Origin of the sequence: Paenibacillus sp. YN15, from assembly GCF_003285005.1 — a bacterium.
In the GTDB taxonomy this organism is placed as follows: Bacteria; Bacillota; Bacilli; order Paenibacillales; family NBRC-103111; genus Paenibacillus_AR.
In genome coordinates, this window is record NZ_QMFA01000031.1 from 37,837 (window position 1) to 51,981 (window position 14,145).

General features: G+C 54.9%; 3 protein-coding genes. 1 reads left to right on the forward strand and 2 read right to left on the reverse strand.

Annotated elements, in window-relative coordinates; all coding sequences use genetic code 11:
• Positions 1 to 267 precede the first annotated feature (267 nt).
• On the forward strand, positions 268 to 3,501 hold the full coding sequence (locus DQG13_RS21350) for an S-layer homology domain-containing protein (protein ID WP_113021969.1): 3,234 nt from the start codon (positions 268 to 270) through the stop codon (positions 3,499 to 3,501).
• Positions 3,502 to 3,562: 61 nt separating this feature from the next.
• Here the strand turns inward: DQG13_RS21350 and DQG13_RS21355 are convergent, their stop codons facing one another.
• Both DQG13_RS21355 and DQG13_RS21360 read right to left on the reverse strand, forming a co-directional pair.
• A complete protein-coding gene (locus tag DQG13_RS21355; protein ID WP_181592902.1) occupies positions 3,563 to 5,806 on the reverse strand; it encodes a carbohydrate-binding domain-containing protein in 2,244 nt (747 codons plus the stop codon).
• 170 nt (positions 5,807 to 5,976) lie between these two features.
• Positions 5,977 to 14,007 (reverse strand): glycosyl hydrolase 115 family protein, encoded by an 8,031-nt coding sequence (locus tag DQG13_RS21360; RefSeq protein ID WP_258525799.1) that lies wholly within the window; start codon positions 14,005 to 14,007, stop codon positions 5,977 to 5,979.
• Positions 14,008 to 14,145: the final 138 nt, after the last annotated feature.

Here is a 14,145-nt window from a genome sequence, read left to right on the forward strand (position 1 = left end):
GCCATTGTCTTATGCAAATTCCTGCATTCTATAGCGGGAAGTCGGCTTTGGCGGCCTGGGTCTCTCTCCCGGTGATTACATTATGTCCTAAACCCTCCTGAGCCATCCTTCAACTTTTTTTGCCATTCGACAAAATACTCCAAAGTTCTGTATCTGAAGGGGCTATAATGTTCTCACAAGCTGGAATAGCAGGAAGCAGTCTGGAAAATCACCTGTTTGACGGCTCCATTTCATCATTATTTAATAAAAAATAGGAGGACAGAAAACATGCTCCACCATGCCAACAGGCGCGCACTTCAAGCGGCGCAGCGGCTGATCGCCAAGGTGGCGATTGCAGCAGTCGCGCTTTCATCAGCCTTCACCGGCTTCACTGCCGCGGAAGGAGCGCAAGGTCCATTCACAGACATCTCCGGTTCATATGCAGGAAAGGAAATTGAAGCACTTGCCCAAGCAGGCATTATTTCAGGATATGAAGAAGGACGGTTCTTCCCCGGCCAGCCAATTACCCGCGCAGAATTAGCGAAAATATTGGTGTTGGCTACCGGAAGAACGGAAAGCCCCAATCCCCCCGCAGCTTTTGGGGATGTAGCGCCAGACAGCTGGTACCGGGGCTATGTAGCGGCTTTGGTGGAAGCCAGCATTACGGAAGGAACCTCCGCCGCCACCTTTTCACCGGATGCCTTAGTCACCCGGGAGGAGCTTGCGGTGTTATTCATCCGGGCCATGGGCTTAAGTGAAAAAGCGGACCGGCTTGCCGCAGACGCTCCCTTTACCGATTTGCAGCAGGTGGCGGACTGGGCCAAACCCAGTGTGGCGTTAGCCCATAAATTGGGCTTCATTAGCGGCATAGAGAATGGGGACGGCTCCATACGGTTTGCCCCCAAGGAGTATGCGCAGCGGCAAGCCTTGGCTTTATTGGCTTATTCCTGCTGGACCCGCCAGGCGGAATTCGCAGCCAAAGCGGAGGAGCTGCTGAATCCCGCCCTTGCGCCATCCCCATCTCCCGATTCTGCCTCCGGCGGGAAGCAGACTGACAACAATCCTTTGGCTCAAGCCTTCCGGGTTATCAAAGCCGAGGCTTTTGACCGGAACACAGTGGTGGTCACCCTGGACAAAAACATTGCGGACCCCGCTTATGTAAAGTCCTTCTCATTTGCCGACGGGCTGGAGGTAACGGGAACAGCGGTAAAAACCGGCACTCCTACCGTGGTGCTGACCACCGGCCAGCAAACCCCGGAAGCTTTGTACCGGCTTTATTACGATGAAGGCAACACCTTTATCGATGTAACGGGCACCCCGGATTTTCTGCCTGCGGCCGATGGGGATCTAACCGGGATCTTCAAGCTAACCCAGGCCGACACCGTTTACGGGCCCTTGACAGACCCCATTGTTATCAACGGCAGCCTGTACATAGACGCCCCCCGGGTGAAGCTGCGCAAGGTGAAAGTGACCGGCAGCCTGATCATAACCGAAAAGGTCGACAGCGAAGCGGTTTACCTTGAGGACGTGCAAGTGGATGGGGAAACCCTGGTGCTGGGAAGCGGGAGGGGCGGACTGCATTTGACCGACACATCCCTGGCTTCTCTTGTAGTGAACAATCCGGGGGAAACCGTGGATATTGTTGCAGAAAAAGGCGTCCGCGTGCAGCAAACCACACTCTTCTCCTCCGCTGTGGTGAAGCAAATTCTCACAAGAGAGCCTGCTCCGGTGTTTGAGAAGGTGACGATTTCCGCCGAGACGCCGACCCAAAGCTACGTTTCGCTGCAAGGCCGGTTTGAGACTGTGGATGTCCATGCTCCCGTCTTCCTCCAGTTCCCGGAGGGAAGCATCGGAACACTGAACGATAATGTTTCCTTAACACACGCAAAAGCTATGCCCCTTTTGGAAAAAGCGGTCATTTCCAACGGCAGCATTACCCTTGGATTCTCCCAAAAGCCGGAGACGTTGACCATCGCCGATTTTGCCATTGACGCCAAGCTGGGCGGGAAGCCATTCAATACTGAGGACTGGACCTATGATGCAAAAACCGGAGTCATCGGGTTTCCGGCCCTTCCCGCAGATTCCGCCGAGTTGCTGGAGGTTTGGATCAAGGCAAAGAATGACGCCTTTGGTGGCCATCTCCGCCTGCTGTTGTCCGGCTTCTCCGGCCGAGTTGTTGATGTTAACGGACATCCGGCAGAAGGGATTCGGATCACCTTCCGTAGGAAAACAGAAAAGCCGGTAGACGGCGCGGCGCCTTCCGGGGAAGCAGTGACAGATAAAAACGGCGTTTATGCCATTCGCTTGGCCGCAGGCGCATATACCGGAGAACTGAAGGGGGAAAGCTTTCTCCCTGCCTTTATGGAAGCCTCTGCTGAGGCCGGCAGCTATAACCGCGACCAGGACGCCTCCGTCCTCCCCGCCGCCCAGGACAACGAAGTCCGCATTGTGTTGTCGTGGGGAATCGAGCCGCGGGACCTGGATGCCCACTTCATTGGGGCGAGCAAGATGGGGAGCAATTTTCATACCTGGTACAAAGAGCGGTTTAACTGGGGCAGCGCATTCAGGGAAGTGGAATTGGACGTGGATGATACAACGGCCTTTGGACCGGAAACCACAATTATCCGGAAACCGGCAGACGGTCATTATTTATTTTATGTGCATCAATACTCGGGCACGGGCCCGCTGGGCTCCCTTGCAACGGTAAAGGTCTACCAAGGTTCGCAAACAGATCCGGCCCAAACCTACGCCATGCCTTTAATCCCCAGCAGCAAACCGTATTGGGTTGTATTTAAAATGACTGTGAAAGATGGCGGCATCTCCTTCACGCCCATGAATGAATTCACAGACTCCGACCCGGTGAACACTGTCGGCCAGTTAGGCAACAGCACAGAGCTGCGTTCGGGCTCCTACTCCATTAACGACGGGACGAAACGGATTGAAAAGGTTCCCCAGGGGACAACTGTGGAGGCCTTCAAGCAAGCATTGACCACCGCAGACCCGGCGGCGCGTTACGAATTGTATGGTCCTGACGGGTCCACCGTCCGCACCGGCATTGTGGAGAACTCCGATATTGTAGTCGTGACCGGCTCCAACGGCATCTCCCGGCGGCAGTTTGAGATTCGTATAGAAGCGGTGAGCCCTTCGTCTCCCGGCCCTGCAGCCGGCATTGCCGGGCTGTATGCATCGCCTGACCATTCCGTCACCAACGCTGTCTACAGTCAGCCAATTGGACCGGGCGTCAATACAGAGAACGCACCCTTCCATATCCCGTCATCGGCCAACTACCTGCTAATCCAGTTTAACCAGGAGCTTGCAGCTTCCTCAGAAGGACTGCAGGTATATGCCAATGGCAGCCTTGTTTCCGCCGATTCCGTCCGGCTGCTGCCGGAGCGACTATTGGCGCTGAATGTGGCAGGACTTCCTTTAGACCAGGATACTGTCATCAGAATCTCCGGGTTGAAAAAAGCCACCGGCAATATTCCCGTTGATCCGTTTACGGTGTACATCTCCATTCCTTAGGCAATAAAACACCCTGCCCACTGTTGAAGTGGCGCAGGGTGTTTTATTGCTCGGGCGAACTCTACTGCAGAGAAGCAAGAATGGCGGCAAATTCCCCGCGGGTCAGCGGCTGGGAGCCGCCTGTTGCTTTTTCGTAGGTTTGACCGCTCAGGGCGATATAGCGCTCCATAATCAGATTCATTTGCTCTGCAGTTATGATGCCGCCTGGAAAAAATTGGCCGTTGCCGACACCCTCCACCAAGCCGGCCTGAGCCGCCCAGCCCACATAGCCGCTGTACCAGCTGCCTTGCTCCACATCGCTGAACAAGCCGGTTTCCTCAGGCGTTACACCCAGCAGCCGGCCAAAAACGGTAACTGCTGCGGCGCGGGACAACCCTTCCCCAGGAGAAAAGGCATTGTCCGCAGTTCCCTCCATCACGCCTTTCTCATAAAGCGCCTTGATGGCCTCATATGCTGCGTCCCCAGGCTTCACATCCGTAAAGGGCAGTCCGCCAATGGTAAACTGCAGGCTGGTTGCGCCTGTGTATGCCCCGTTGCCGGACACCACCGCAACAGTCAGCCGGTAAGTGCCGTCGTCCTTGGGCAGGATGGCCGAGACGGCCTCCATTCCCTCCGACAGCAGAGCTGTCTCGGAATAATTTTCGGAAGGGACATCCGTAACTGTAATTTGTATATCCGTTGCCGGCACGGCGGCGCTTGCCGTGATGCTGTCCAGAACAATGGTGCCGCCGGATGCTGCGTTGGTTATGCCTTTGCCGTCATTGATGGAGAAGGTTACCTTCTGCTTGCCGGAGGCATCGGTGGAATCCGTAATGGCGGAGAAGCTGTGCACGGAGTCGGTCAGCACAAATGCAGCGGAGGCTTCTCCGGTGGTTTCCTGCTGCCAGGGCTGGGCCCCGTCCATACCCGAAGGCATCATGTTCGGGGGCGTCATGCCCTCCGGCATCGCAGGCCTTTCCCCGGAGGGAGGTTCAGACGGATTCCCGTTTCCGGCGGGGGGAGTACCCTGTCCTTGCCCGGGAGGCGTACCCTCCAGACGTCCGCCGCCTCCGGGAGGACCTCCGGCCATCATGCCGAAGGAATTGCCGCTGTATTGCTGCTGTATCCCATTTACATACACATGATATTCCGTATTCAAAGTCAGTTCAGCCGACGTAAAGGTCAAGCTCTGGAACGCCTTTTCCGCCGTATGGCTGAGAAGCTTATTGCCGGTCGTGTCCGTAATTTCGATGGTGCCTCCCGCTGCTTGGGTGGAGGCGAACATCAGCTCCATAAGCGGTTGCTTTGAACTGCTGCTTGCCGCATCGTTGCGGGTGCCCAATGCGACAACCGTTCCGCCATTCAGGAGAATATCCTTATCCGCATCAATTCCGCCATCCGGGCTGCGCTCATTGGACATGGTAACGATGCTTCCGCCATTGATGGTCAGATAGCCGTTGGAATCGATGCCGTCTCCCTCTGCTCCCAAACCGGCATTGACGTGCAGATAGCCGCCGTTAACGGTGGTTACGGAGATGCCGTCTTCATTGGTATTGATGCCGTCATCCTGCGACTCAATGTAGATATTGCCTCCGTTCAGGGTCAGATGCAGCTCCGAGCCCAGCCCCTCATTATCCGAGACAATGGTCAGCTTACCGGTTCCGGCAGACTCTCCACTAATATTCATGGACATTTTGGAGTAGAAGGCCGCATCGTATTTATGGAGCTTTTTGGTGGTGCCCTCCTTGTAGATTCTGGCCACATGGGAGCCGCTCACATGGTTGTCCGAACCATCGGCGATGACTACTTGCGCACCGGCTGACGACAGATCGGTTACGCCTTTTGTATCCTCGCTGGAGCTGTAGGGCTCGTACACATTGTAGAAAATAACGGCAGGCGCCACGGTGGACGTAATATTGACCCCATCGAGAATCAGCTTCACTACCGCTCCGGAATCCTCCGCGGCATCCTCGCCAAGATCAATAGCCAACTGGCCGGTCGACAGGGTACCGGATACACGGTACGTGCCCGGCTCTGTAATCGTCACCACCGTATGCGCCTCGGCTTCACCGGCTTCGTGTTCATCGGCAGCGGTTCCTTCCCCGTAAGCGGAGCCTTGTCCCGCTTTGTAGTAAATAATCTCCGCCCCCGTATAGACGGCTGAGGAGGAGTCCGTGGAAGCCGTTTGACCATCCACTGTAATGCCGCTATCGGATAGCTGGATGACCGTTTCCGGAGTCTCCGCGGCACTGGCAGCCGGGGAAAACATTATGGAGGAAAAAGCCAATAACGCCGCCAGCAATAATGATGTGGAACGCATTCGCATGGGCTTGCACATCCTTTCAGGTATGTTTGGGATATAAGAGCAGTTTATAGCTTTTTCCTGAAATTTCCCTGAATGTGAACCAAGCATTCCCTGAAAACAGATACCAAAAAGCCCAGCAGGAACAACCCGCCGGACTCCTTGGTTTTTTTCCTTCTATCCGATCAATATTCTTAGTTGCTGCTCCAAGCTATAAAGCGCGCGAGAATGGCGGATACTTCGGCCCGGAAGACTACACTGGCAGGCTCAAGAAGGTTCCCTGGTTTGCCGTTCAGAATACCCGTTTGCACGGCCCAATCCATGGCTCCGCTGGCCCAGACGGAAATTTCGCCGCTGTCCGCAAAGCTCTTGCTAGTGTTGCCCGCGGCAGGCTGTCCGGCGTACCGGTGCAGGATCGTAATCAGTTGCTCCCGGGTAATGGCCGCTTCAGGGGCACTGCCGTCGCTGATTCCGGAGTCGATGGCCCAGTCCTGCGCTTTGCTGTACCAGGATGCTCCGCCCCCGGTCTCCACGCCGTGGAAGCGGGCCAGCACCGTGTAGAGCATGGCGCGGCTCAACGCTTCATCCGGGGCGAAGATTCCTTCACCCGTTCCAAGGAATAGCTCGCGGCTGGCGGTGAAGGCAATTGCTTCCGCAGCCCAATGGCTGGCGGGCACATCCTGGAACACAATCTTATTATCCATCAGCTTCACCGTCATATCGCTTTTGGCTGTGAAGCTCAATCCGTTCTCCGTCCGTACAGCAGTTTTGATCACTTCCCTGGTTCCGTCCTTATGAACCATAACAACCACTGTAGAAGCGGAGGCGGCCTTGACGGGAATCGTAATCTTCGCCTGTGCCATTCCTTCCGGCAGATGGATGTTGGCCGTTATCTCCCCAAGGGAAGTGGTGCTGGTCTCCACCTTGACTCCCTTCGTATCGGTGACCACAGAATGGCTGCTTCCATCAGGCTTGGTCACAGTTTCCTGTTTGCTTCCGTTGGCCCCCGTGATCGTGGTGGTTACGGTGCCATCCCGTTCAGTCTTCACGACTTCACGGTCGCCGTTAGGCCAATTGGTAGTTTCGGTCACCGTTCCGGTGGTCTGGTCGGTGACAGTAGTGGTGGTGCTGCCGTCCTCGTTCTTGATTGTAGTGGCAGGCGCGGTGGGAACGGTGGGATTGCCACCGCCACTCTGGTCATCTCCGTCGCTTTCATTACTGTCGTCAGATTCATATACACCCACAGTCACAACACAAGACGCTGTGTAACTGCCGTCTGCCGTAGTCGCCGTAATCACAGCGGTACCGGCGGCGCGGGCACTCACAAGACCGTTTTCGTTTACAGTCGCTACAGCCGGATTTGAGGTGCTCCATACCACCGTCTTGTCAGACGCATCGGCAGGCTCCACATTTGCGGTAAGCTGGAGAGTGGAATCTCCATAGTTGGTATACAGTTGGACGCCGGTCTTATTCAGGCTCACACCGGTGACAGGAACCGGTGTGCCAGGATCGCTGTACACACTTACGGTCACGGTGCAGGTATCGGAATAACCGCCATCAACAGTGGTTACTTTGATTACGGCCGTGCCTGCGGAGTGAGCGGTTACAAGACCGTCGTATACGGAAGCGACAACGGAATTGGAGGTAGCCCATGTTACCGCCTTGTTGATGGCGTCAGCGGGCTCGATCCATGCCGTAAGCTGAACAGCAGGGCTTCCATAGTTGGTATACAGTTGGGCGCTGGTTTTGTCCAGGCTTACGCCCGTGACATTGCCCGGCAGACTAAAACGCAGGATGTTCAGCTCCATATGGGGACTGGCTTTATGGGTATCGGTCTCCCGGTATCGGACCCAATATGCCCCCGGAGCCAGATTTGCAATGGTATCCCCTTCTGCGCTTGACCATGTGCTCCCATTGTCCGAAGACCATTCCATGGAGGCAGCTACGCCAAGGATACGCCCATCATTGGCGCCTGCCGCTGTTTCATTGATTGTACCAAGTCCCTCGGGCGCGGCCTGTTCGGCTTTTTCCTGTCCTCCTGCAACCATAACCTTGATATTATCGAAGTCCACTTGCCCGTTGGCGAAGTTGTCGATGCCGAAGACATGGCCCGTTAGAACGGTACTGCCCGCCGTTCGGAAGGCAAAGTTTTCCGCGATAGCCTTGTTATCCATATAGACGCTGTAGGCTTGCGCATCCATATCGGCAATGATTTTGAAATGATGCCAGGTGTCATAGCTGAAGGGCTGCACATTTTTCCTGACGGATGCCTCAGCCACTTTAATCCATGGATCATTGCCAACATTCTCAAAAGCTACGGTCATGGCGAAGGCGCCTGTCTGGTTTTTCGGCTGGAAGGCATTTGCGTACTGAAGTCCCGCTTTAAACCGTGCGGAATACTCGACAACGACTCTTTGGTCGCCGGTTGCGGATACCTGGCCTATATACGGAAGGAACATATTGGCATATCCCCTCCCGGTTCCGGTGGTAAGCCGCAAAAACTTATTCCCGGCTTCCTCCGCAATCTGCGCCGCGCCGCCGCTCTGGATTTTGGTGGCTTCAATTCCAAAGGGCAGCTTGCCCGTTATGTCATTCTCGAAATCCCGGTGCGCGTTATACGTGACACCATTCTCTGTCAGCTGGAGTGAGGCAGTCAGTGCGGCCTCCGCCTGAGCAAGCGCATTCCGCGCCTGGTTAAACTGCTCTTCCGTCATATTTCCGTCTGCGGACAATTCCTCCGCATGGACCAGCGCAGCCAAGAGGGCATTATACGCGGACAGACTATAGCTGCCCACCCCTTCGCCCAAGGGGATTGAAAGCTCCGTCGTCCTGCTGCGGACTTCATCCACTATTTCATCAAGACCCCACCCCGGGATAACCTCTACGGCAGCGGCGGCATTGATCTCAAGACCCTTCAGTTTGCCGGGCACCTGAACAATGCCGGGCGAATTGAACGTCAGTCCTTCCAGATTCCAGCTAACCTCAGCAACTCCGGTATTCCCATCCGCATAGACCACCGGAGCATACAGGGGCAGCTTCGGTGTCTGACCGGAAGGCGACTTCAGCTCCACTGGATGAACCTGAGTAATCCCGGACGCCTTAGGCGCCGGTTCCGCCGTCATACCGGCGTGAATGGCATTGGCAATCCATGTGTAGCCGGCGGCATTGCCGTGTACATAATCCGGGAACTGCTCCAGTGTGGCATTCTTCGTTGCATCATGTACGTCAATAAAACCACTGTCGGCAATGAGAGCGATCTGCTTCTGGAGCGGAACAATCTCGTTATGCAGCACATCGGCCTGGATGCCATACCGGTTGGCCCCGGGTACGACGGTAGGCGAGGTAGCCAGGTACACAACGGGATGGGAGTCCAAATCACGGTAGCTCTTGATGAGCTCCAGCGCATTATCCACATACTCCGCTTTGTACGGCTCCCAGTTCAGCGCCTTGGAGTCATTGGTTCCCAGCATAATGATAACAACATCGGGCTGGAAGGCCTTGCTCTCCGTGTATTTTCCCTGGTGCACATAGCCCTTTTGGGCGCCGCCGGTATCGGTTCCCTTATCCAGCATGGAGGCGCCGCTTACGCCAAAGTTCCCCACCTCATAATTTGCCCCCAACAGGCTTTGCAGCTTGGCGGGATATTTATCCTCAGGCTTGATGGGACCTGCCGAGTCAGAGCCAAAGGTAATGCTGTCGCCGACAGCAGCAACCTTGATCCTTGGCATATCCGGCTTGGTTGGATCTATGATGCTAACCTTAAAGTCATCAAAGTCGATGGAGCCGTTGGGCATGTTATCGATTCCGAAACGCTGGCCAGTCAGCTTGGTGCCGCCTGTGTGGCGGAAGCTGAAGTCGGTGGCTACCGGTACAGGATCATTGTCCATATAGACGGTATACGTCCGGGCATCCCAGTTGGCCACCATCTTGAAGGTGTGCCATTGATTGTAATCGAAGGATTTGACGCTGACCTTATCCGCATTGGATGTGCCCTTATGCACTTTAATCTGGTGTACGCCACTTGCATTTTCAAAGGCAGTAACCATGGAATAATTGCCTGTACCGCTGTCGTTTCTCACCATGGCGCCGTTGGCATATTGGAAGCTCCCGTTGAATCTGGCGCGGTATTCGACGACGATCCGCTGATTTCCGGCGGCCTTTACCTCCCCTGCATACGGCAGGAACAGATCGGATTTGCCTGAAGTAGAGGTGGTAGTCAGACGCAGGAAGCGGTTCCCGTCCTCCTCTTGCACAGAGGCCGCAGCGCCGTTGGTCATTCCTTCAATGTTAAAGCCATAAGGAAACTTGCCCACCTCATCACCGGAAAAATCCCTGTACGCGTTATAGGCTTTGCCGTCCCGTTCAAGGACAAGAGCGTCGGGCAGAGCGGCTTCGGCGGCAGTAATGGCATTCAGGGCTTCGTCGGCTTGCTGCTCTGTAGCCGTACCGCTTTTGGCCAAGGCATCCGCTGCATTCAGCGCACTCATCAAGGAGTCATAGGCGGACTGACGGTAATGGCCAAGAGCATCACCCAATGGATAAGAGATCCCGGACATCGCGGCGCGCTTTGCGTTCACCGCTGCCTGGAGCCTCTGTCCTACCGTACTCTCCGTCCGGAGAGAGGGATTCCAGATTGCGTCGGTTGGGGTTTCGCTGCTCTTCGTCAGGTAGATGCGGTCGACATACAGACCGTCCTCGCGCATCCACAGGTTGAAGGAATGCTCTCCGGCTGTGGCGACGCTAACCTTGCCCACGTTTTTCCAATGCCATTTCTCATCCAAATTATTGCTGAAGAAAACATCTGTCGAGAAGTTTCCAAGACTGCCATCCAAACCGCCGCGAATGGAGTCGGAAGCGTTGTCCACATACCGCCAGCGCAGCCAGACATTATACGTACCCGTATTGCCAAAATTGATTTTGTACGTCAATTCCGGACTATACACAGGGAATTCGGCATTCTCCGACCACTGTCCGCCCAGATCGGGAAGACGCATGGCCATGCCGGTGTCCGATTGGGTGAGGCGCCAGCCATTGGGAATCTTTCCTGGTACCTGGGCAGCCTTATCCCGCTTGGAAACGGTGTACGCCTTCATATCAGCCGTAATCTGGCTTTCCGATTCCAGCACATGCTCCATGGCGTACTCGGCCTCAAGGCTTACCTTTCCATCCGCTTCAACAAAAGCGCCTTTCCCCCAGCCGGCCGGGATGTTTTTCGGTTCAGCCGCCTTTGAGGTCCAAGGCAGAGGCTCGGTGCCGGGGCTAAACTCTGTATTGTATTCATGATGGTAGCTCTCGTCAGGGCCAAGCTCGCTGGGAACCACGCCCTCCGGACCGGTGTACAGCACCATCTTGTCAATCATGATGAAGCTGTCCACCATCCATAGCTTAACGGTGTGCTTTCCGGCTGACAGAGCGGGCAGAGTCACCACATGCTTCTCAATCATGTGGAAGAGATTGCTCACCCAGATGGTGCCTTGTCCCTCGTCGGCCGCAGCGGATTCCACTACAATCGGGACTCCGTCGTCCACCGATACGGCAAAACGCACCTTTCCCTTAGAGTTCAGCGTGGGAATCCGGTATACCTCCAACGGGAACTGGCCGGAGGAGGTCAGGTTGATGTCATACTCCAGGCTGGGGGCAGCCGCAGTAATCGCACTCTCCTCCACAGCTCCCAGATCGGGCGCATAAGCGCGTACTACATCATGGCCAAAAGCGCGGCCCGCGTCATGAATGATTTGCCAGGTCTTATCCCCGTTGGTGTTCAAGCGGCTGTAATGCTCGGCTTCCATGGAAACATAGCCGTCAGCCTCCGCGTAGCCGGTGATTGCGGATAAGGCGGCTGCGGGACTCTCAATTGCTGCCTGAATGGTCTTGGTTGCGCCGGTGGCAGTATCGGTAATTGTAATCGCTGCAGTAGCGCCTTTGTGGGCTTCCATCTGATCAATCGCAACCCAGAGGCGGGTCTCGTCATGGACAGTTCCGGATGCGGAGGAAAGCTGCACCCATGGCTCATTGGCACTGGCAGTCCAACTGACACTGCCCGCTCCCTTATTGAAGACATCGATGAATTTACCGTCCTGGTTGTAAGGGGAGAAGACCAGCCTGGAGTTCTCCTGAGGTGCCGTCTCGCCCTGCACAACCACGCCCATGGACGGTTCTCCCAGCACCAGCGCCGGCGTGCCGGGGGGAAGCTGGTTAATGACGGGAGGCGCCGCATTCTCCGGATCAATGAATCCCTTCCACTTGCCGTCTGCCATCGTGCTGTAACGCTCAATTTCCGCTTTCTTCGCCAAGTCGGCTTCCTGCGAAAGCCTGAGCATCGCGTCGGCGGAGGCCATCCTGCCCTGATCGAAGGCCAGATTGCTTTTATCCGCATAATAGTAAGCCTTATTGACATAGTACGCCCAGTTAATTTTCGATTGCACCAGTTCATAGAAGGCCAGCTTCTGCTCCTCGGGCAGCGCATTATAGATAGCCGCAGTGCGGTCGAACAAATCCTGATACACGGCCACCCGCTTGGAGCTCTCATCTCCATAATGAGTCTGGTTAAACAGGCCATCCTTCATATGCTCAAGCTTGCGGACAATAGTATGCTGGTAGAAGGCAGTGAGAATGTCAGCTGCCTCGTCGCTATACTGGCTGCCAAAGTGCTCCCCAATCCAGTCCTTCAAAAATTGATCCGCCTGATTCTTGTACCTCTCTACGTCCCATCCGTAACGGATAAAGAAGGTCATCTCGGCTTCCTGCGGCTTGATATCGCCCACATTCAGAATCCAGGACTTCCGGATATTATGCTCCCAGGACTTGCTGAGCTCCTCCCCCATCAAGGCAAGGGGAATTGAGCTGAGCCACAAATAGCTTTGGTCCACCGGAGCCCAGTAGGAAACGTGGTAGTATAACCCGTGTCCACCCTCACGCGCCCGTTCTGCAGCGTCAGGCATCCTCCGCATCATGCCGTGATTATCATCGCACCATATCACCGTCACATTTTCCGGCAGATCAAAGGTCGGGTTATTATAGATCGGCAGGACTTCCTTGTACGGAATAAGCGCCTGGAAGGACTTTGCATATTTGTCCTGATCCAGCACTTCCTTAAGCAGCTGCTGCTGATCCCGGATAATCTCATTCATAAGACCGGCTTTCCGGTCCTCCAGATTATTGCCCAGGTGCTGGTATTCATCGGACATGAGATTCTCCGCATTGAAGGCCTCGTCATGCAGCCCCCGCATACCCAGTGTCCATTGAGCGTCGGTGTTTTTATGGCGTTCAATGTTTTCACGCCAATATTGGAGCAATGCTTCCTTGCTTACTGTATAGTCATATTTGATATCGTTGGCGTTAAGGCCATTCTTTTGGGCATAGTCGCTTTTCCACCTATCCCACTCGTGGACGTTGGTCCGCAGGAGCATATCGGGGTGGCTGGAGCCCAGCACGATGCCGTATTCCTGCACCAAATCGATATTACCCGGCACATTGTTAATCGAATTGACGTGCATGGCGGCCCAGATGTAGTTGCCCTTCAGCCGCAAAATAAGCTCGAAGATTTTGGCATACGTTTTCGGTCCCATGGTGTCGGGGTCTTTAAACACTTCGGTTGCCCAGCGGCTAAGCTTCTCCTCATCATTGAGGAAAACTCCGCGGTACTGCACATCGGGCATGTCAATGATTGACGTATTGGCCGTTACATAGACTGCATTCTTGGTTTGGATCGCTGCGTCGGCGAAAAAATACCATGGGCTTACGCCCATCCGTTCCGATATCTCGTATACGCCAAAAACAGCGCCGCGGGAATCCGAGCCTGCTATAACCAGGGTATTTTCATCCACCACCTTGATTAGATAGGCTTCCCATTTATCTTTGATAGCGCTTACTTCGCTGGCAGCAATTTTCCCCTCGTCAACCAGCGTCTTGATTTGGCCGCTTCCATCCAACGTACCCACGATCACTACAGGACCTGCGGGAAGGACAGCGGCACTGCTCACATTGGCGTCCAGATCGGCGACCCGTTTGATATCCTCCTTGAAGTCGTTCACCACTCGTCTGACCGGAGCATTCTCCCCGGCGTCAACCCAGATGGTTGCTGCAGTCCCGTTGGCCGCCAATGGAAAATCTCCGGGGTTGCCCGCTTCCGCCATAAATCCGCCGTTCTCTGTGGGAGGATTGTCTGCTGCATATACAGGCGTCATGCCGGCAAAAAGCGTCATCGTGATCAATACTGCAATCATACGTCTTATACTTCTAAACACTTAAGTCCACCCCATTTCATATTGATTGCGCTTACATTTCGTCTTGTCCCCATTCTACCTTCTGAGGAAAATTATAAAAATGTACTATCTTAAATTGTTTTTGTAACCGTTTTAGAA